General features: G+C 46.3%; 22 protein-coding genes. 12 read left to right on the forward strand and 10 right to left on the reverse strand.

Going from position 1 to position 19,792, the window contains the following annotated elements; translation table 11 throughout:
• Nucleotides 1-8 precede the first annotated feature (8 nt).
• The 5 genes from trmH to L4D09_RS06015 form a co-directional block, all read right to left on the reverse strand.
• Nucleotides 9-722 (reverse strand): tRNA (guanosine(18)-2'-O)-methyltransferase TrmH, encoded by a 714-nt coding sequence (gene trmH, locus L4D09_RS05995; RefSeq protein ID WP_428456693.1) that lies wholly within the window; start codon nucleotides 720-722, stop codon nucleotides 9-11.
• A gap of 84 nt (nucleotides 723-806) precedes the next feature.
• Nucleotides 807-2,909: a bifunctional GTP diphosphokinase/guanosine-3',5'-bis pyrophosphate 3'-pyrophosphohydrolase gene (gene spoT / locus L4D09_RS06000; protein WP_428456580.1), complete on the reverse strand. Its 2,103-nt coding sequence runs from the start codon at nucleotides 2,907-2,909 to the stop codon at nucleotides 807-809.
• An 18-nt stretch (nucleotides 2,910-2,927) separates the two neighbouring features.
• Nucleotides 2,928-3,203 (reverse strand): DNA-directed RNA polymerase subunit omega, encoded by a 276-nt coding sequence (gene rpoZ, locus L4D09_RS06005; protein ID WP_036821454.1) that lies wholly within the window; start codon nucleotides 3,201-3,203, stop codon nucleotides 2,928-2,930.
• A 53-nt stretch (nucleotides 3,204-3,256) separates the two neighbouring features.
• On the reverse strand, nucleotides 3,257-3,883 hold the full coding sequence (gene gmk, locus L4D09_RS06010) for a guanylate kinase (RefSeq protein ID WP_428456581.1): 627 nt from the start codon (nucleotides 3,881-3,883) through the stop codon (nucleotides 3,257-3,259).
• A gap of 207 nt (nucleotides 3,884-4,090) precedes the next feature.
• On the reverse strand, nucleotides 4,091-4,954 hold the full coding sequence (locus tag L4D09_RS06015) for a YicC/YloC family endoribonuclease (protein ID WP_428456582.1): 864 nt from the start codon (nucleotides 4,952-4,954) through the stop codon (nucleotides 4,091-4,093).
• Nucleotides 4,955-5,231: 277 nt separating this feature from the next.
• On the opposite strand from L4D09_RS06015, the gene rph reads away from it, so the two are divergent.
• Nucleotides 5,232-5,948, forward strand: a complete 717-nt coding sequence (gene rph / locus L4D09_RS06020) for a ribonuclease PH (RefSeq protein ID WP_428456583.1) — start codon at nucleotides 5,232-5,234, stop codon at nucleotides 5,946-5,948.
• 117 nt (nucleotides 5,949-6,065) lie between these two features.
• Nucleotides 6,066-6,707, forward strand: coding sequence for an orotate phosphoribosyltransferase (pyrE, locus tag L4D09_RS06025; protein WP_428456584.1), 642 nt, complete (start codon nucleotides 6,066-6,068; stop codon nucleotides 6,705-6,707).
• A 129-nt stretch (nucleotides 6,708-6,836) separates the two neighbouring features.
• Here the strand turns inward: pyrE and slmA are convergent, their stop codons facing one another.
• Both slmA and coaBC read right to left on the reverse strand, forming a co-directional pair.
• Nucleotides 6,837-7,427: a nucleoid occlusion factor SlmA gene (slmA, locus tag L4D09_RS06030; protein ID WP_428456585.1), complete on the reverse strand. Its 591-nt coding sequence runs from the start codon at nucleotides 7,425-7,427 to the stop codon at nucleotides 6,837-6,839.
• Nucleotides 7,428-7,633: 206 nt separating this feature from the next.
• Nucleotides 7,634-8,848: a bifunctional phosphopantothenoylcysteine decarboxylase/phosphopantothenate--cysteine ligase CoaBC gene (gene coaBC / locus L4D09_RS06035; RefSeq protein ID WP_428456586.1), complete on the reverse strand. Its 1,215-nt coding sequence runs from the start codon at nucleotides 8,846-8,848 to the stop codon at nucleotides 7,634-7,636.
• Between the two features lie 280 nt (nucleotides 8,849-9,128).
• On the opposite strand from coaBC, the gene radC reads away from it, so the two are divergent.
• The 6 genes from radC (at nucleotide 9,129) to L4D09_RS06065 (ending at nucleotide 13,107) form a co-directional block, all read left to right on the forward strand.
• Nucleotides 9,129-9,803, forward strand: coding sequence for a RadC family protein (radC, locus tag L4D09_RS06040; RefSeq protein WP_428456587.1), 675 nt, complete (start codon nucleotides 9,129-9,131; stop codon nucleotides 9,801-9,803).
• Nucleotides 9,804-9,975: 172 nt separating this feature from the next.
• The gene (rpmB, locus tag L4D09_RS06045; RefSeq protein WP_045039707.1) at nucleotides 9,976-10,212 is read left to right on the forward strand and encodes a 50S ribosomal protein L28; all 237 of its coding nucleotides are present in this window, start codon (nucleotides 9,976-9,978) and stop codon (nucleotides 10,210-10,212) included.
• Between the two features lie 13 nt (nucleotides 10,213-10,225).
• A complete protein-coding gene (gene rpmG, locus L4D09_RS06050) occupies nucleotides 10,226-10,393 on the forward strand; it encodes a 50S ribosomal protein L33 (protein WP_004405486.1) in 168 nt (55 codons plus the stop codon).
• A 196-nt stretch (nucleotides 10,394-10,589) separates the two neighbouring features.
• Nucleotides 10,590-11,084 (forward strand): hypothetical protein, encoded by a 495-nt coding sequence (locus L4D09_RS06055; RefSeq protein WP_428456588.1) that lies wholly within the window; start codon nucleotides 10,590-10,592, stop codon nucleotides 11,082-11,084.
• A gap of 47 nt (nucleotides 11,085-11,131) precedes the next feature.
• Nucleotides 11,132-11,941: a bifunctional DNA-formamidopyrimidine glycosylase/DNA-(apurinic or apyrimidinic site) lyase gene (gene mutM / locus L4D09_RS06060; protein ID WP_428456589.1), complete on the forward strand. Its 810-nt coding sequence runs from the start codon at nucleotides 11,132-11,134 to the stop codon at nucleotides 11,939-11,941.
• 161 nt (nucleotides 11,942-12,102) lie between these two features.
• Nucleotides 12,103-13,107 (forward strand): NAD-dependent epimerase, encoded by a 1,005-nt coding sequence (locus L4D09_RS06065; protein WP_428456694.1) that lies wholly within the window; start codon nucleotides 12,103-12,105, stop codon nucleotides 13,105-13,107.
• A gap of 56 nt (nucleotides 13,108-13,163) precedes the next feature.
• Here the strand turns inward: L4D09_RS06065 and coaD are convergent, their stop codons facing one another.
• Together coaD and L4D09_RS06075 are read right to left on the reverse strand one after the other, a co-directional pair.
• Nucleotides 13,164-13,649 carry a pantetheine-phosphate adenylyltransferase gene (coaD, locus tag L4D09_RS06070; protein ID WP_428456590.1) on the reverse strand — a complete coding sequence of 162 codons (486 nt, stop codon included), beginning with the start codon at nucleotides 13,647-13,649 and terminating at the stop codon, nucleotides 13,164-13,166.
• Nucleotides 13,650-13,673: 24 nt separating this feature from the next.
• Nucleotides 13,674-14,711 (reverse strand): glycosyltransferase family 9 protein, encoded by a 1,038-nt coding sequence (locus tag L4D09_RS06075; protein WP_428456591.1) that lies wholly within the window; start codon nucleotides 14,709-14,711, stop codon nucleotides 13,674-13,676.
• A 91-nt stretch (nucleotides 14,712-14,802) separates the two neighbouring features.
• On the opposite strand from L4D09_RS06075, the gene L4D09_RS06080 reads away from it, so the two are divergent.
• The gene (locus tag L4D09_RS06080) at nucleotides 14,803-15,507 is read left to right on the forward strand and encodes a 3-deoxy-D-manno-octulosonic acid kinase (RefSeq protein WP_428456592.1); all 705 of its coding nucleotides are present in this window, start codon (nucleotides 14,803-14,805) and stop codon (nucleotides 15,505-15,507) included.
• On the opposite strand, the gene waaA is transcribed toward L4D09_RS06080, so the two are convergent.
• Complete coding sequence (gene waaA / locus L4D09_RS06085; RefSeq protein ID WP_428456593.1) at nucleotides 15,504-16,778, reverse strand: lipid IV(A) 3-deoxy-D-manno-octulosonic acid transferase; 1,275 nt, start codon at nucleotides 16,776-16,778, stop codon at nucleotides 15,504-15,506. The genes L4D09_RS06080 and waaA overlap by 4 nt on opposite strands.
• 205 nt (nucleotides 16,779-16,983) lie before the next feature.
• Here waaA and L4D09_RS06090 point away from each other — a divergent pair, with 205 nt between their 5' ends.
• The 3 genes from L4D09_RS06090 to L4D09_RS06100 are packed head-to-tail and all read left to right on the forward strand — an operon-like array spanning nucleotide 16,984 to nucleotide 19,739.
• A complete protein-coding gene (locus tag L4D09_RS06090) occupies nucleotides 16,984-18,021 on the forward strand; it encodes a CDP-glycerol glycerophosphotransferase family protein (protein ID WP_428456594.1) in 1,038 nt (345 codons plus the stop codon).
• Between the two features lie 4 nt (nucleotides 18,022-18,025).
• Nucleotides 18,026-18,790: a glycosyltransferase family 2 protein gene (locus tag L4D09_RS06095; RefSeq protein WP_428456595.1), complete on the forward strand. Its 765-nt coding sequence runs from the start codon at nucleotides 18,026-18,028 to the stop codon at nucleotides 18,788-18,790.
• A 31-nt stretch (nucleotides 18,791-18,821) separates the two neighbouring features.
• Entirely contained in the window at nucleotides 18,822-19,739 is a 918-nt protein-coding gene (locus L4D09_RS06100) for a polysaccharide pyruvyl transferase family protein (RefSeq protein ID WP_428456596.1), read from the forward strand.
• Nucleotides 19,740-19,792 lie beyond the last annotated feature (53 nt).

The raw sequence follows: 19,792 nt of genomic DNA on the forward strand, positions 1-19,792 counted from the left end.
TATTCCATCTAGGGTAAATGTTTGGTTTTCTTTGGTTCCGTTGCCTGCATAATGCTCCACCATTGCTCATCGGCATCAATTTGGCCAGCTTCGTCAAGTGGTGGGTAAGGTAAGCCCTTACGGCGGGCAACTTTCGCCAATACGGGATGACCGCGTTCAAATAGAATACGGTGGACGACCTCATCCGACAACTGGGTCTTTTCCAAGTTATACATACCAGCATTTTGGCGCTGGCGCTGTGCTTCATATAAGATCAATGCGCTGGCCACAGACACATTTAACGACTGTACCATGCCAACCATAGGGATGATGATATCTTGATCGGCCATCGACAGGGCTTCAGCGGTGATCCCATTTTTTTCGCCGCCTAAGATAATCGCAGTCGGTTTGGTGTAATCCACTTCACGAAAATCAATCGCGGTGTCAGATAAGTTAGTCGCGAGTACTTGCATGCCTTGTGCTTTGAGCGTGCTAACAGCATTGACCATTGAATCATGGGTCTCGAGTTCGACCCAATTACGAGCACCTGCTGAGGTGTGGCTGAGGACTCGCATACCATCTTTCGGCCATACTGCATGGACTTTATGAACCCCAACGGCATCGGCCGTACGAATGATGGCTGAAACGTTATTAGGTTTGTGGACTTCTTCCATGCAGACCGTGAGATCTGGCTGGCGAGTAACAAGAACAGATTGAATTCGTTCGAAGCGATCAGGTGTCATAGTGTTGCTTTCTGCCATAAAGAAAACGCCCGAAAACGGGCGTTTGAGTAGATGTTCGAAAGAGATGTAAGCCTCTTTCGTTAGTTAGTTTTTCTGCCGAGAAACGCGAACCACATTTGGCATAACTCGGATCCGACGCATAATTTCGGCCAAGTGGATACGACTCTTGGTGGTGAGCCTTACCGTAATGGTATAGAGGCGGCCGTCTTTTTCTTCGGTAGCCAAGCCTTGAATGTTTGATCCAGTTGCCGAAATGGTATTGGTTAAATCGGCTAGAGCACCTTGGTGGTTTTGCATATCCACTTTGAGGTTGGTGACGAACTCTTGCTCGAAGTCTTCACTCCATTCAACCGCCATGTATTTATCAGGTTCTTTCTGATAACCACGAATGTTGGAACATTCTTCACGGTGGATCACTAAGCCTTTGCCTGGGCTAACGTGTGCCATAATCGGATCGCCATGAATCGGGTGGCAACAATTAGCAAACGTTAGCAAGATCCCGTCAGCACCGCGAATTGGCAAGTGGTGATCGGTTTCTTTTTCTGAGAGTTCATCGCTACTACCCAATAAACGACGGGCAATGACAATACTCATGAGTTCACCCAAGCCAATCTCTGTTAAGAGATCTTCAAGGTTTTCTAGGCGCAAGTCAGTCAACACTTGATGCAAGTTGTCAGCGTCGATCTGATCGATACTAAGCTCACCCAATGCGTGATTGAGCAGGCGGCGGCCAAGCGTCACTGATTCTTCGCGGCGCATGGTTTTCAGCACCTGACGGATTTTGGTCCGTGCGCGTGAGGTGACGACATAGTTCAACCACGCGGCATTCGGGCGAGCACCCGGTGCGCTGATAATATCAATGGTCTGGCCGTTTTTGAGTGGTTTGCTTAATGGGTAAGGTTGGCGTTCAACACGCGCCCCTACACAAGCATTACCGACATCGGTATGTACCGCATAGGCAAAGTCGACGGCTGTTGCGCCAACAGGCAGTTCAACAATGCGTCCTTTTGGGGTGAAGACATAAATTTCGTCTGGGAACAGATCGGATTTTACGTTTTCGATAAACTCAAATGAGCTACCCGCACTTTGCTGTAGCTCAAGCAGGCTTTGCATCCAGCGTTGTGCTTTAACTTGCGCTGTGGTGCTTGAGCTTTCGCCATCTTTATACGCCCAGTGTGCCGCGACCCCTTTATCTGCCATTTGATCCATGTCTTCAGTACGAATTTGTACTTCAACTGGAACGCCATGAGGGCCAACAAGTGAGGTGTGCAAAGACTGGTAGCCATTGGCTTTTGGTATGGCGATATAATCCTTCATCCGGCTTGGACGAGGCTTATACAAATTGTGGACTTGTCCTAATACGCGGTAGCAGGTATCCAGATCTTTAACTAGTACGCGGAAGGCGTAAATGTCCATGATCGAATGGAACCGCTGCTCTTTGTTTTTCATCTTGTTATAGATGGAATACAAGTTTTTCTCGCGGCCAAGTACCGTGCCGATGATCCCCGCATCTTCGAGGCGGCCCTCGATTTCAGCGTGGATCTTATTGATCATTTCTTTTCGGTTACCTCTTGCAGCAGCCACGACCTCTTTTAGTACCCGATAACGATTTGGGTATAAGGCTTCAAAGCCCAGCTCTTCAAGCTCGGTTTTGATGTTGTGGATACCAAGGCGATGCGCCAGCGGAGAGAATATCTCTAACGTTTCGCGGGCGATACGGCGGCGCTTGTCCGGACGCAGGGCACCGAGAGTGCGCATGTTGTGCGTGCGGTCAGCCAGTTTGATAAGGATAACGCGAATATCATGGGCCATGGCCATGATCATTTTGCGGAAGTTCTCGGCTTGCGCTTCTTTGCGGTCGCGGAACTTTAGTTTGTCCAGCTTAGAGACACCATCTACCAGTTCCGCTACGGTCGAGCCAAAACGGCTATCGAGATCGTCTTTGGTGACTTCAGTATCTTCGATAACGTCATGGAGTAGGGCTGCCATTAGCGTTTCGTAGTCGAGGCGCATTTCCGCCAAGATACGAGCTACAGCAATGGGGTGGATGATATACGGTTCGCCGCTGGAGCGAGTCTGCCCTTCGTGAGCATCACGCGCAACGAGATAGGCCTGCCTAAGAGCCTCAATTTGAGACTCTGGCAGGTATTCTGTTGCGACTTCTTTCAGGCTATCAAAAAGATACAATTCGCCCGGTTCCCTGAATTAACGGTGGTCGCCTGCAATAGCGCTAACTGCTGCTAGCTCTGCTGCTTCTTGCTCTTGCAGTTCCTGACGCTCGCGAGCATCTAGGATATCTTTAGTGATTAGGCCTTCTTCGATTTCACGAAGCGCGATCACTGTGTACTTGTCGTTTTCTTCTGGAACCAATGGATCCTTACCGCCAGTTTGCATCTGACGAGCGCGGCGTGAAGCAATTTGGATCAGATCGAAACGGTTGCCAATTTTATCAACAGCGTCTTGAACGGTTACGCGTGCCATGGAGGACTCCAGTGGTTATCTATAAATAAAGAGGGAAAATTGTACAAAAATACTTACTGTTCCGCCAGTAATGCATTTAGCATGCTGTTATATTTAGCAGCTTGTTTGTCTTGCTTCAATCGTTCTGCACGAATAATGGCTTTAAAATCCATTAAGGCAGCATCGAAATCATCATTCACGATCACGTAATCGTATTCGTTAAAATGAGAAATTTCTGCACGCGCTTCTTGCATACGGCGAGCAATAACAGCTTCGCTGTCTTGACCTCGAGCATTTAGACGGCGCTCTAGCTCTTCTTTTGATGGCGGCAAGATAAACAGACTTTTCGCTTGTGGCATTTGTTTGCGGATTTGACGCGCACCCTGCCAGTCGATGTCGAGGAATACGTCGATCCCTTTGTTTAGCTGCTCTTCAATCCAAAGGCGAGAGGTGCCATAGAAATTACCAAATACTTCAGCGTGCTCTAAAAATGCACTTTTTTCTGCTAGCTCAGTAAATTCTTCTACGCTGACAAAATTGTAATGAACGCCGTTCTTCTCACCTGGACGCATACCACGCGTCGTGTGAGAGACGGATACTTTCATGTCATAGGTCGGATTAGTTTCAAGGAGTGCGTTAATCAAACTTGATTTACCAGCGCCACTTGGGGCCGACACGATGTATAGAGTACCTTTGCTCATTGCCTATTTTCACTCAGTGATAGAAGGGCGCGCAGATTATCATGAACTGCGCATAATTGAAATTGGCTGATTGCTTGAAAATTCATCTTTTTGCAGCCAGTTAGATCAAGCCTAGATGGATTCTGTCACTATTTCATGCCAATCATGATGCTGAAAAGAAAAAGGTGGCGTGATGCCACCTTTTTCGATTGCACGATGCTGTGCTAATTATTCAATGTTTTGGATCTGCTCGCGCATTTGTTCAATCAGAACTTTCAGTTCAACAGCCGCTGCGGTGATCTCGGTATTGATTGATTTCGATGCCAGCGTGTTTGACTCACGGTTGAACTCTTGCATCATGAAATCTAAACGGCGACCACAAGCCCCGCCTTTCTTCATGATTTTCTGGGTTTCTTTTACGTGTGAATCCAGACGGTCAAGCTCTTCTGCGACGTCACTTTTTTGTGCCATCATGATCAGTTCTTGCTCAATGCGGTTAGCATCAAGTTCCACTTTTGCTTCTTCGAGGCGAGTCATGATGCGTTCACGTTGCCACTTAATGACTTCTGGCATCATCGAGCGTACGGTGGCGGCTTCTACTGAAATAGCATCTAGACGCTGGACGATCAGATCTTTCATGTTTTCGCCTTCGCTAGCTCGCGCGGCAATGAAATCATTAACAGCAGCATCAAAGCCGACAAGTAAATCTTTATTGATAGCATCCAAGTCTTGCTCTGGGGCTTCCATCACACCTGGCCAATTCAATACTTGGAATGGACCAATGTTACCTTCGCCTGACGCGTCTTTTACCCATGTTGCGGCTTTAATGACTTGCTTGGCTAACTCTTCATTAATCGTTAGCTCTTTGCTAGCGGCAGGGTTAGCTTCAAAGCGCAGGTTACATTCCACTTTGCCGCGGGCTAAGCGTTTACGGAAACGCTCACGAAGAACAGGCTCTAGGCTACGAAATTGCTCTGGCATGCGTAGGTAAGTTTCTAGGTAACGTTGGTTTACCGAACGGATTTCCCAAATGGCTGTGCCCCAATCGCCTTTAACTTCGCGACGAGCATAAGCGGTCATGCTATGAATCATTGGCTGATGGCCCTTTCAATAAAAGTGAGATAACTGCATATTTCATTTAGTGGCGAGATCCCCTAAACGATGACAAAAAACGGGTAGCGCAGTTTCTATGGAGTGCTGATTATACTTTCCATTGATTATAAAAGATATCTCAGGGTCGCTTGCCTTCTTGGTGGGAAAATCGGCATTGGCAGCCTCTTTGCTGAACCGAGCAAGGGTTTCGCGTGCACAACCTAGCGGTTGTGGCTATAATCGCCGGTTAATGTCATCCAGCTAAAGGGAATCCCCGATGCGTCCAAGCGGAAGAAGTACCAACCAGGTTCGTCCTATTACTATTACTCGTCATTTTACAGCTCATGCCGAAGGCTCTGTATTAGTCGAGTTTGGCGATACCAAAGTAATTTGTACGGCAAGCGTAGAAGAAAACGTACCGCGCTGGCTAAAAGGTAAAGGCCAAGGTTGGGTGACGGCAGAATACGGTATGTTACCGCGCGCGACACATTCGCGTAACCGCCGCGAAGCGGCAAGTGGTAAGCAAGGTGGCCGCACCATGGAAATTCAGCGCCTAATCGCTCGTAGCTTACGTGCTGCGGTAGATCTGGAAGTGCTGGGTGAGCAAATGATCACGGTTGACTGTGATGTTATTCAAGCCGATGGCGGTACCCGTACTGCTGCGATTACTGGCGCGATGGTTGCCTTGGTTGATGCAATTAGCTATATGCTTGAGAAAGGACTGATCAAGAAAAGCCCACTCAAAGGCATGGTTGCTGCGGTATCGGTTGGTATCTATAACGGTGAGCCGATCTGCGATCTTGAATACCTAGAAGATTCAGCAGCTGAAACCGACATGAATGTCGTGATGACCGAAGAAGGTAAGATGATCGAGATTCAGGGCACGGCAGAAGGTGAAGCCTTTAGTCATGAAGAATTATTGGCAATGCTGGCTCTGGCCAAGAGCGGCATTGACGACATTATCGACGTTCAGAAGCGAGCGTTGGCTAGTTAGTTTTAAGGCGGTTCCTATTGGAGCCGCTTTTTTTTGTCTAAATTTTGTAAGTGCCGTGGCTTTATAAAAATTTAGTGTGCGTTTGTAAGCACTTTATCGTAAATGTAAGGAGAAACCATGAAAGCATATCAGCGTCAGTTCATCGAATTTGCTCTAGAGAAAGGTGTATTGAAGTTTGGTGAGTTCACTCTGAAATCAGGCCGTAAGAGTCCGTATTTCTTTAATGCGGGCCTATTCAATACAGGTCGTGATTTAGCTCGACTAGGCCGTTTTTACGCTGAGGCTTTGGTGGATGCAAAAATTGACTATGATGTACTGTTCGGCCCTGCATACAAGGGGATCCCAATCGCGACAACAACTGCTGTTGCGTTAGCGGATCACCATGATGTTGATACCCCATACTGCTTTAACCGTAAGGAAGCGAAAAACCACGGCGAAGGCGGTAATTTAGTCGGTAGTCCACTGGAAGGTCGTATCATGTTGGTTGATGATGTGATCACCGCAGGTACAGCCATTCGTGAATCAATGGAAATCATTAAGGCGAATGGTGCTGACTTAGCTGGTGTGTTGGTGGCTATCGATCGTCAAGAGAAAGGTAAAGGTGAGCTATCTGCGATTCAAGAAGTTGAACGCGACTTTGGTTGTGCAGTTATTTCGATTGTCTCGCTGGGCGATGTTGTGAGCTACCTTTCTGAGCAACAGGGTATGGAAGAACACCTTGAAGCGGTGAAGGCATACCGCGCTGAATACGGCGTGTAAGGTTCGAGAGCCTAGTTTCTAGTGCCTAGGAAAAGCAAAAGCCAGAACCATAAACAGAAAAGCGAGAGGTGAAAACCTCTCGCTTTTTTATGTTCGCTATTTCTAGGAACTAGGATCCCGCCTCTGCTCTTAGCCAAGCTCTGCGCTTAACAGGCGCCAGTAATCATCGAAGCTAGCCGTTGGTTTGTGTTTGAAGTTAGAGCGCACGAAGCGGTTTAAACTCCCTTCGACTTGGCCCAACAGCTGTGCTGCTAGAATGCTTTCATCAACCGGGAAGCCTTTACCTTCACGGAGTCTTCGTTCCCGCAAAATTTGACGCAGTTGGGTTTCAATGCGTTCGAAAAGCTGGTTGATACGCGCCTGTAAGCGGTCTTGCTCAAACATCAAGGCATGACCTGTCATGATACGAGTTAAGCCCGGGTTGCGCTCGGCAAACCCCAAAATGAGCTGTAAGACCATACGCAGGCGATTCAGCGTGTCTTTCTCGTCATCTAAAATACGGTTGATGCGGGTAGTAATTGAATCTTCAATAAATTCAATTAAGCCTTCGAACATTCTCGCCTTGCTTGGGAAGTGGCGATAAAGAGCGGCTTCGGAAACACCGACCTGTGCAGCCAGTTTAGCGGTGGTAATACGTTGGCTGCCTTGAGCTGATTCCAGCATCTGCGCCAGTGCTTGTAATATTTCTTCGCGGCGGTTGTTTTTCTTGTTGCCAGCCATGAATAACCGTTCCTTTTCAAATTGAGACTGCCACCCGAGGGCATGAAACCCGCTTATTTTAGCGGTGGATTGTTGCTGTGAAAAGCGTTGCTAACTGATAGTGATCTCTTTATCGACAAAAACAGCCCAACCTTGAGGATTGGGCTTTATATTTGATCTTGTTCGGTTAATTCATCATCAACTTGATGGTGAACCGCTGCAATAGGCTAGCAATTGTGGTTTTGGTACAAGCTAACGATTTCCGCCATTAGTTGCTGACCGAGTTGGTTTTTGCTGGCGAGAGGGAGCGCTTTATCACCTTCGGGCCAATAAAGGTGAAGAGCATTGCTATCACTATTAAACCCTTGACCCTGTTGTGAGACATCATTAGCACAGATCAGGTTGAGGTTCTTACGTGTGAGTTTGCCACGCGCGTATTGTTCAACATCTTGGGTTTCTGCTGCAAAGCCGACGGTAAACGGACGGTTATCCGTGAGTGCTGCCACGCTAGCCACAATGTCTGGGTTCTTGATCAGTTTTAATATCATTTCGTCTTCGCCGGCTTGTTTCTTCATTTTTTGGTCGGCTATATTGGCAGGACGAAAATCCGCTACGGCAGCACAAGCGATAAAAATATCGCTTTGTGTCGCATGAGCCATGGCACTGAGATGCATATCTTCGGCACTGCGGACATCAATACGATTCACCCCTTGCGGGGTTGCAAGATTAACAGGGCCGCTGATCAGCGTTACATTGGCACCGCGTTTTGCCGCGGCCTCAGCAATGGCGTAGCCCATTTTTCCGGAGCTGTGGTTGGTGAGGTAGCGTACAGGGTCGATAGCTTCACAGGTTGGCCCTGCGGTAACGGTGATATTGATACCTTGCCAATCAGCAGGTTGAAAGAACGCTTCAGTATGATGAACCAGCTGCATGGGCTCGAGCATACGCCCCGGGCCAATATCACCACAAGCTTGCTCACCGCTCGCCGGACCCCAGAGGGTATAACCGCGGCGTGCTAAGGTTGCTATATTCTCTTGAGTGGCGACATTACGGTACATTTGTTGGTTCATCGCGGGGGCGATAGCGACTGGAGAGTCGGTGGCTAAGCACAGGGTGCTGAGTAAATCATTGCCCATGCCTGCTGCAATACGGGCAATAAGATCGGCGGTTGCAGGAGCCAGCAGCACTAAATCTGCCCATTTGGCGAGTTCAATGTGTCCCATCGATGCCTCTGCGGCTGGATCAAAGAGACTGTCAGAGACTGGATAGCCAGAGACGGCTTGCATGGTCAGTGGCGTAATAAACTCTTGAGCCGCCTTGGTCATGACCACGCGTACTTCAGCGCCACGTTCAATTAAGCGTCGGGTGAGCTCTGCGCATTTGTACGCAGCAATCCCGCCACTGATCCCGAGAAGTATTTTTTTTCCTGCCAAAGTTTGCATCTTGCCGCCTGCTCATCGATATCCAAAATGTCATTGCGGCAAACTTTACCATCAAAAAAAGCCTGTCACCAAATAAACCCTGTATTCCGTCTTCAGGGGAAATACGAAAGGTAAGCAGGTAAATAGTAAGTGTGAACGAAGTAACAGTTCGTGCTAGTTATCCGTCATCCTTACTTTGATTTATTGCGTCTGGGCTCGAAAACCCATGAGGCCGACTTGTTTGAGAACGACTTTCCTCGTGAGCTGAACCTTCTATAAAGAAGAGGGCGAGAAGGGTGCGATGTCATTAAAGTTATTACCGGTAGCATCAAGGCCGAGAGAAAAGCTGCTAGAACGAGGTGCTGGCGCATTGTCAGATGCTGAGTTGTTGGCGATTTTTTTACGCACAGGCATAACAGGGATGAATGCGATTGAATTGGCGACCTATCTGCTTAATGAGTTTGGTTCGTTAAGAGCATTATTAGGCGCTGATAAAGATGCGTTTTGTCAGCATCGAGGGTTAGGGCCAGCGAAATTTGTTCAATTACAGGCGGTAATGGAGATGAGTGAGCGTCATTTTGCAGAAATTATAAAAAAAGGGGATGCACTGACTAGCCCTGAGTCTACGCGAAAATATTTAAGCCGTATTTTGCGCGATCGTCACCGTGAAGCTTTTTTTGTTTTATTTCTTGATAACCAGCATAGGGTGCTATCTGGAGAGGTACTTTTTGAAGGAACAATCGATTCTGCGAGTGTTTATCCACGAGAAGTTGTAAAAAGATCACTGGAACTTAATGCAGCCGCGCTCATTTTAGCGCATAATCACCCGTCAGGCGTAGCTGAGCCGAGTCAAGCAGATCGTCGAATTACCCGCCGCATCAGTGATGCATTGGCGCTGGTGGATATTCGGGTTCTGGATCACTTTGTTGTCGGTGACGGAGAAATCACTTCTTTTGCAGAGCAAGGTTGGCTATAAAATAGCCATATTTTGCTTAAAAAGTTGAGAAAGGACTGCTCGGGACTTGAGCAACTGGTTTTGACTTAGTATAATGCGCGACCTTTGATAGCTATGATTATATGTGAAAAGCTTTTTCGCATTGAATTAATCATGGTAGATATCGAGCTGAAACGATTTGGAGAAGACAGTAATGTCCCGAGTATGCCAAGTAACTGGCAAGCGTCCTGTAACGGGTAACAACCGTTCACACGCACGTAATGCCACCAAGCGTCGTTTTCTGCCGAACCTGCAAACTCATCGTTTCTGGGTAGAAAGCGAAAAACGCTTCGTTAAACTACGTCTTACTGCTAAAGGTATGCGTATCATCGACAAGAAAGGTATTGATACCGTTCTTGCAGAGATGCGTGTTCGCGGCGAGAACGTTTAAGAGGATTTGAAGAATGGCTAAAGGCATTCGTGAGAAGATCCGTCTAGTATCATCAGCTGGTACAGGCCACTTCTACACTACAGATAAGAACAAGCGTAACATGCCGGGCAAATTTGAGATCAAGAAATTTGATCCAGTTGTTCGTAAGCACGTTATGTACAAAGAAGCTAAAATCAAGTAATTGATTTACAGCCCTTTGATAAAAGCCCAGTTTACTAACTGGGTTTTTTTATACCTTTTTTTTGTGTTTCCTACCTAAACCAACCTCTTTCTTGTAGATATTTTTCACGGTTATCTGCTGTGGCATTGCCTGTATACATCGCCATGTGGTGGAATGACTGCCATGCTATGATTTTGTCTTTTATTGGAGTGTATCTATGAGGCTATCGCGCCGAGGCTGGAATAACGTCATTATCATTGGGGTTGTGTGTTTTATTGCGATAATCCAGCTGCCTGAGTTGCTGAAAGCTCGGCTTTCAAGTTCAGAGCCAAGTGTCGATACTGCGTATGATGAGAATCTGACTCGATTATTGCCTATAGATGCTGAAGTGGTGAAATTGCAACTGCCCACCGTCACTCTTGAGCGACAGTTATCAGGCTGGGCTGCTGAGCCTGCAATTGGTGTTGATATACCAGAGCTTGTGTCTCATTGGCGAACATTGGCTGGTACGCCAGTTACTGCAGAGATGATGGATCAACTTGCCCCACAGTTGATACAACCGCTAAAAGTCGATGTTTGGTTCGAGCAACAACCAGAGCCTGCACAAGTGACCATTTATCAGTTACCCAAGTTTTGGTTACTTCAAAACTGGCAAGGGAAATGGCTCGCGGTTTCTGTGAATGAGGCTTATTTGTTTCCCGTTGCGGACTGATTCTGCGATAGTCACCATTATCACTTAATAATAATGAAGAGGGTACTATGCCTGAGTTACCGGAAGTTGAAGTCAGTCGTATGGGGATCTCACCGCATGTAATCGGTCAAACAGTCAGTAAAATCGTGGTGCGTAATCCAAAGCTTCGCTGGCCAATTCCGACTGAGATCTGCCAGATTGAAGGGCAGGAGATCCGTAATGTTACGCGGCGAGCAAAATATTTGTTATTAGAGACCGATATTGGTTACGCGATTGTCCATTTGGGGATGTCGGGTAGCCTGCGCATTTTGCCTTCCGATACCCCGCCTGAAAAACATGACCATGTTGATTTGTGTTTAGCCAGTGGTGAGTTGCTGCGTTATAACGATCCTCGCCGTTTTGGTGCATGGTTGTGGCAAGAACAAGGGGGTGAGCACTCGGTACTGTCTAAGCTTGGTCCTGAGCCTTTAAGTGATGTTTTCACCAGTGATTATTTGTTCAATAAAGCTAAAGGTAAAAAAACAACGATAAAGCAATTTATTATGGATAATCATGTCGTGGTGGGCGTGGGTAATATCTATGCCAATGAATCATTATTTAGTGCAGGCATTCACCCGAAATGTGCCGCTGGGACGATTTCAGCGGAGCGTTTGAGGCTCTTAGTCGAAGACATTAAAGCTGTTTTGGCTTTTGCTATCCAGCAAGGAGGCACCACGCTAAAAGATTTCAAGAACAGCGACGGAAAACCGGGTTACTTTGCTCAAGAGTTACAAGTGTATGGTAAAGTTGGGCTGCCTTGCCCTAAGTGCAATAAGCCGCTTGAAGAGATGAAGATCGGCCAGCGAGCTTCTGTTTTTTGTACTAACTGCCAGCAATAGAAGACGTTAAGTGTTCAGAATTTCTTAACTTGGCGCTCAGTGGTATTGATGGTGCTTTTGTGGTTGATAGCTGTCCTCAATAGGGGGTGAGTGCTATGATCTTGTCATAGATGGCATTTTTTATTGCTATAGTTAGCATAAATTTAAGGTGTAGATAGATGATGAAGTATCTGGTTACTGGTGCAGCGGGTTTTATTGGCAGTGCTGTTATTGAGCGTTTATGTGCGATGGGACACGAGGTTATCGGCATCGATAACCTTAATGATTATTATGATGTCTCCTTGAAACAAGATCGACTCGTTCGTATTGCTCATCCTCAGTTTACCTTTATTGCTTTGGACTTAGCCGATCGAGACAGTGTCGCTAACCTATTTGCCGAGCAGCAATTTGACCGCGTTATTCATTTAGCCGCCCAAGCGGGTGTCCGCTACTCTATCGATAACCCAATGGCGTACGCTGATAGTAATCTGGTTGGACACCTAACGATTTTAGAAGGCTGCCGCCATCATAAAATTGAACACCTAGTGTATGCATCGTCTAGCTCGGTTTATGGGCTTAACCAGAAGATGCCGTTTGATACTGCCGATAGCGTTGACCATCCTATTTCATTGTATGCAGCGACCAAGAAATCCAATGAGTTGATGGCCCATACTTACTCGCATCTTTATGGTGTACCGACAACGGGCCTACGTTTCTTTACGGTATATGGCCCGTGGGGTCGTCCGGATATGGCATTATTCAAGTTCACCCAAAAAATTGTCAATGGTGAGCAAATTGATGTCTATAACAATGGTGACATGCGTCGCGACTTTACGTATATCGATGATATCGTTGAAGGGATCATCCGTATCCAGAATGTGATTCCAACAGCATCTCCTGAATGGACAGTTGAATCCGGCTCTCCTGCGACAAGTTCAGCGCCGTACCGCGTCTATAACATTGGCCATGGTAGCCCAGTTAAGTTGATGGATTTCATCGATGCACTCGAAAAAGCATTGGGTATTGAGGCGAAGAAAAATTTTATGCCGATGCAGCCGGGTGATGTGTATGCGACCTATGCTGATACGCAAGATCTATTTGATGCAACAGGCTACACCCCTGAAGTTAAGGTGACTGAGGGTGTACAGGCTTTCGTTGATTGGTATCGCGACTACTATCAAGCTTGATTTAATTATTAGATAAGAGAAAAAGGAGGCTTAGCCTCCTTTTTTGATCTCATGTATTAACTTTTGCCTAATTTTTTCAGTAAGGCTGCTGTGATGATTGGGTCAACAAATTGGCTGACATCGCCTTTATGTAACGCGACTTCTTTCACTATGGTGGAAGAAATAAAGGAATTTTCTTCAGCCGGCGTTAGGAACACGGTTTCTAGCTCTGGCATCAGGCGGCGGTTCATATTGGCTAACTGAAACTCATACTCGAAATCAGAGACTGCCCTGAGTCCTCGTACAAGTATGTTGGCCTGATATTCTTTGGCAAAATCGACCAACAGACCAGAAAAGCCGACAATCTCGACATTGTCGAGGTGCTGGGTAATTTGCTTGGCTAAATCAACCCGCTCCTGTAAATCAAATAACGGCTTCTTACTTGGGCTATAGGCAATGCCGACAACGACATGGTCAAACATAGCTGCGGCACGCTCAATGAGATCAAGGTGACCATTGGTAATAGGATCAAAAGTACCTGGGTAGATAACACGGGTTGTCATAAAAAACACCAATATTTGAAAGTCTTAATTAATAATTCTGTCTAGCATAGCTGTTACATCATGCAGCTGGATATCTTGCATTAACTTATCACCTTTGACTCGGGCTCCCCATGGCAAGGCTGCCATTTTTTTGCCATGCTGTTTCTCTGCATGCTGCTTATAAACACTAGCGACTAAATCCAAGCTATTATAAGGCCCTGTACGCTGTGGGTTACTGTGGGCATAAAGGCCGATAACCGGTGTGCCTTGTGTGGTTGCTAGGTGTGCTGGCCCTGTATCTGGAGCGACAACAACATCAGCTTCGCCAAGTAGAGCCGTCAGCTGTTTGAGGCTAGTCTTACCGATCAAGTTCGTCACCGGTTGTTTGGATAATTGCTCAATATCTTGCCCAAGTGCCAGCTCGCGAGGTGCAGGAGAGCCACAAAGGATGACCTGTATACCTTTTTCCGCTGCGTAGTCTGCTAGCTGGGCATAGCGTTCTGTTAGCCAGTTCCTTTCGTCTTTACTTGCGGCAGGAGAGATGATCAGTGTGGGTTGCCCTTGGGTTTGCTCTTTGGCGAATGCTTGTGCTTCATCGTCCAGTGGGATGTTCCAGTGTGGCTTGTCAAAAGGAACGCCTAAGTAGCGGGCAAAGTCAGCGAAGTTATCTAAAACATGGAAGCTATCGGTGTTGGGTAAGTGGCGGTTGGTGAATAGCCATTGACCCTCTTTGGTACGATTTCTACCAAAACCAACCCGATATCGGGCTTTGATCCCTAGGGAAAGCACACTGGCTCGTAGGGCGGCTTGCATATGCAGCAACGCATCAAATTTCTGGCCTTTGAGTGCGTGCCAGACGGCTTTCATTCCGTCAAGCCCCGCTTTTTTATCAAACACAACGACCTTAATACCGGGAAGATCGCCAATAAGCTGAGCTTCAATTTTACCGGTTACCCAGGTGATCTCAGTCGTTGGCCAGTGTGATTGAATTGCCTGGACAACGGCAATGGCATGGCAAACATCGCCAATAGCAGACAGCCTAAGAATACAAAGTGAGCGTGGCGGGGTGCTGAAAAGCGCCATGACAAATACCTGTTAATGATTCTGATAGGAAATTATGCAGTTGAAGCAAGTGATTGTAAAATACTCTGTCCCTTTAGCTTGGAGATAAAGCGTGCAACAGTTAGCAACTAGAAACCAGAGGATCTGGTTCGCCCCTGAATTATTGGCTGAAGATCCGCAACAGTGCTTCGACCCAACTTTTTGGCAGCAGCAAGGCAGGGTTATTGGTTCAGCTCAGGGGAGGGGGACCACTTGGTTTGTTCGAGGGGACAATATTGAGATGGCTCTACGCCATTACCGCCGTGGTGGTCTGTTTGGTAAATTGGTGGAAGACGCCTACTGGTTTACTGGCTGGGATAAAACCCGGGCCGTTGAGGAGTTCAAATTATTGAATAAATTGACGCAAGGCGGTGTCAGGGTACCACGTCCTGTTGCGGCAAGGGCTATCAGGCAAGGGCTAACCTATCGTGCTGATTTGTTAGTTGAAAAAGTGGCTGACGCCAAAGATTTGGTTGCGTTGTTGGCGAAGTCGGCATTGCCTGAAGAAAGTTGGCGGGCGATTGGGACAATGGTCCGAAAGATGCACGACTTACAAGTTTGCCATACAGACTTGAACAGCCACAATATACTGCTCGACGGTCAGCAGCAGGTATGGTTGATTGATTTTGACAAATGCTATGAGCAGGCTGGTGAACACTGGAAGCAGAACAATCTATCCCGCTTGCACCGCTCTTTTGTTAAGGAGCAAGGCAAGCGAGATATCACGTTTGATGCGCAGTGCTGGCAATGGTTGCTAAACGGCTATAGTGTGGGTTAACGTTGGAGTTGTTGCTCAAGGATCTTGAGTGTTTTTGCGACTGCACCCTGGTTTTGTTTTACGACCTGCAGTGCTGCTACTCCCATCGCCTGGCATTGCGCAGGATCGGCGAATAACCTTGATAAGTGTTGAGCGAGTGTATTCTCATCAGCGCAGACAGTTAACGCATTTGCCGCTTCGAGTTGCTGAGTGATATCGGTAAAGTTGAAAAAACTTGGTCCGGTAAGAATCGGCTTTGCGAGTGCTGCTGGCTCTAGCATATTGTGGCCACCCACTTTATCACCAATAAAACTGCCACCCATGACGGTGATATCAGCCGCTCCCATTAGCAGTAACATCTCTCCCATGGTATCAGCCAGATATACGTCAGTACTGCTGTCGACGTCGTGTCCTGTCGTGCGGCGTATACAGTTAAATTGTTGATCGCGACAAAGCTTAGCAACCTCATCGAAACGTTCTGGGTGGCGAGGAACTAAAATTAGTAGGCTGTCTGGGTGTTGCGGTTTCATGGTTTTGTAAGCATTAAGGATGTGTTCATCCTCGCCTCTATGTGTACTGGCGGCAATCCAAACGGGACGCTCTTGGCCAAGTTGCTGACGAAGTTGTTGTGATTGCACCTCTAACTGCGGCTCAATTTGGATATCAAACTTAACCGAACCCGTCACACTGAGCCGTGCTTGAGGTACACCTAATTTTTCAAAGCGCTTGGCATCTTCGGCATGTAGACACAGGAAGTGGTCTATATGTTTAGCGATTAGATTAAACACCGTCTGGAAACGAGCATAGCGTTTGGCTGATCGTTCAGATAAGCGGGCATTCATGACGATAACTGGAATTTCTGCGCGATGTACTGTCGCTAATGTGTTTGGCCACAACTCAGTTTCCATAATGAGCATTGCCGATGGTTTTACTTTTTTTATAAACCCTTTGATACACCAGGCAAAGTCAATCGGCATATAGCGGTGTTCAACCAAATTACCAAGCTTTTCTACCTGTTGTGCACCAGTACTGGTGGTGGTGGTAACAATGATTGCTTGCTCTGGATATTGGGCTTTTAGTGCTTTTATGACTGGAATCGCTGCAATTGATTCACCGACAGAGACAGCATGAATCCAAATAGGGTTTTGACCAGAGATGGCAGGAGTCATACCAAAATGCTCCTTCCAGCGAGAGCCAAAGGTCGGTTTACCCGGCTTCTTTTTATAGAGACCAGCGAGGAGTAATGGAGCTGAGAGGGTTAAAAGTAGGGTATAAATCCAACGAACAAGCATATCGCCCCATTATATCGGTTGTAAGAACAGTATCAGTTTAAAGGATGCAGTGATTAGTTGAAGTCTTTTAGGTGACTTTCACCTTCAAAACTAAGTTAAGATTAAATTTCTGGTATCATTGCCTGCATTATTATCGCTTTCGGCGCAACAGCCAACGTGGATTTACTTGATACTGAAGTTCACGGATCAGGGTGCAGATATTTATATGGACAATACTCAACCTTATCGTTTTTTGTTCTATGTTGAGCAAAACTATTCGTTTGCTATTCTTCGGCCACTGCAAGCTTATGTGAAAGCGCACGGCCATGAGGTGAAGTGGTTACTCATTGGTAAAGATGTCTCTCAGGATTTCTTGTTGCCAGAAGAAGATAGGTTGAGTGGAATTTCTGAAGCGGTGTCTTATATGCCTGACGCTGTTTTTGCGCCTGGTGATCGGATCCCAGCATTTATTCCAGGCTTAAAAGTTCAAGTCTTTCATGGCCTCAATGAAAGCAAGCGTGGAAATACCTATCCTGAACGCGGGTTATTTGACTTGTACTGTACCGAGGGTCATGAAAGGACGGGGACTTTGCAATTATTGGCTGAGGAGCGCGGTTATTTCAACGTTGTTGAAACTGGTTGGTTGAAGCTTGATAGCTTGTTTAATCACGAAACGAGCGAAGCCGATGATCGTCAGCGGCCGCAGATTCTTTTTGCCTCTACTTTTACACCGAGCTTATCTTGTGCGGAGCTTGTCTATGAGCAACTCAAGATTTTGTGCCAAGATGATAAATGGCGTTGGCTGATCACCCTACATCCCAAAATGGCAGCAGAGACTGTTGTTAAATACCGTGAATTGGAAAACGAGAATTTACAATTTTTTGATAGCAGTCATGTGGTTGATTTACTGCATCGTGCAGATGTAATGGTGTGCGATAATTCTTCAATCTTTCAGGAGTTTTTACTACTTCAGAAACCGGTAGTCACAGTAAATAACCGCGATGTCCAGCCAAGCTTTATTAATATAACAGAAGCGGAAGGGCTTGAAGGTGCTATATACCAAGCACTAAGTCCATCCTCTGAACTGTTAGAGCAAATTGCGTCATATGGCCCATCGATTACACCCTATCTTGATGGCCAGTCGGCACCAAGGGTTTTTAAGGCGGTGTCAGAGATGTTAGAGTCTGGTTGGCGGGATCGTAAGCCCAAGAATATATGGCGAAATATTAAAATTAGAAAGTCGTTAGGCTATTGGAAATGGTAATCGAATGAGTAAAAGAACATTATCTGTCATTCTTATTACAAAGAATGAAGCTGACCGTGTTGAGCGCTGTTTACAATCGGTGAAGAGTGTTGCGGATGAAATTATTGTGCTTGATAGTGGCTCGACTGATGAGACTGTTGAGATCTGCCAACGCTTTACTGACAATATCACTATTACCGATTGGCCTGGTTTTGGCAAACAGAAGCAAAGAGCCTTGGATAAAGCTACGGGTGATTGGGTGTTGTCTATCGATGCCGACGAAGCTTTAGACGATACGATGCAAAGTGCTATTTCTGAGTTGCTAATTCAAGAGTCAATTGAGCACTCGGCATATCGTTTACCTTGGGGGGTGACCCTTTATGGCAAAACATTACGATATGGGCGAAGTGCAAGATCGGTGTTACGTTTATTCAAACGAGAAGGTGCACGCTACACGTTGGACGAGGTGCATGAAACCGTGATCCCAACTAAGGGTAGTACTGGCACGGTGAAGGGGTATTTGCTTCATTATACTCACCGTGACTATGGGCATGGGCTCGATAAAGCTGCACAGTATGCGTGGTTAGGCGCACAGAAGTACCACCGAAAAGGCAAAAAATCTCACGGTGTAGCTTTGGCATTAATAAGGGCAATATGGACATTCTTCCATATATATATTCTTCGTCGAGGCTTTCTAGATGGCAGTGTCGGGTTTATTATGGCCATGACCTATGCTCAGGTGAATTTTAACAAATATGTCGGGTTGTGGTTGCTTGAGCGAAAGAAGTAAGGCAAGTAAAACGCGATAAATAGGTAAATTGATGAAACTAGAATACTGTCACTCTGAAACCTATAACTTCGGAGATGATCTCAACCCGTGGCTATGGCCTAAGTTGTTGGGTGATGTGCTTGACGACAATAGTGATACATACTTTTTGGGGATAGGTACAATCTTAACCAATAAGCGTGTGAATGAGCGACTGAAAGACGCTAAAAAGCTAATTATCTTTTCATCGGGAGCTTGGGATGAAGAGTTACCGACACTTGATGAACGTTGTCAGGTGTTGGGCGTTCGGGGGCCGAGAACAGCAAAAAAATTGGGGCTGTCAGCGGATATGGGCATAGGCGATGGTGCTTACCTCTTGAGAAAAGTCGTGCTACCTCAAGCTGAGTCTAAAGCATCAGGGGTCGGTTTTATTCCTCACCACCGTAGTGAGGATTTTATTGATTGGCAGGCGGTTTGCGATCAAGCCGGTGTCAAGTTTATTTCGGCTAAACAACCAGTAGATGACTTTTTGATAGCTTTACAAAGCTGTGAAAAGGTGGTGACGGAGGCGATGCATGGTGCGATTGTTGCTGATGCATTACGTATTCCATGGGTTGGTGCGAAATTTTCTCCGGCGTTTAATGAAGAAAAATGGTATGACTTTGCTGAATCGATGTCTATAAAGTTGTCGTTTTATTCATTGCCTTTTATGAGTCAGACGCGAATGGATGCTGGAAAGGTAATTGAAAACCTTATTAAGCGTAGCTTAAGTAAAATATTTCCAAGCCCATTAAAGTGGGCTCGATTACCTGTGACTTTGTTTACGGCATCTGAAAAAGATTTGAAAATACTGTCCGATAAACTAAGTTCTATTTCACAAGAATGTGATGGCATCTTAAGTGAAGATGAACATGTTAAGAGAGTTACTGAACGTCAATATCAAATCATTCAGAAAATCAAAAAATCTCTTTAAATGACAGTCTTATCATTTAAGGTTAATTGCATATAGGTAACTAGAAGACCTTT

The organism is Photobacterium makurazakiensis, assembly GCF_050336715.1.
Classification (GTDB): Bacteria; Pseudomonadota; Gammaproteobacteria; order Enterobacterales; family Vibrionaceae; genus Photobacterium; species Photobacterium makurazakiensis.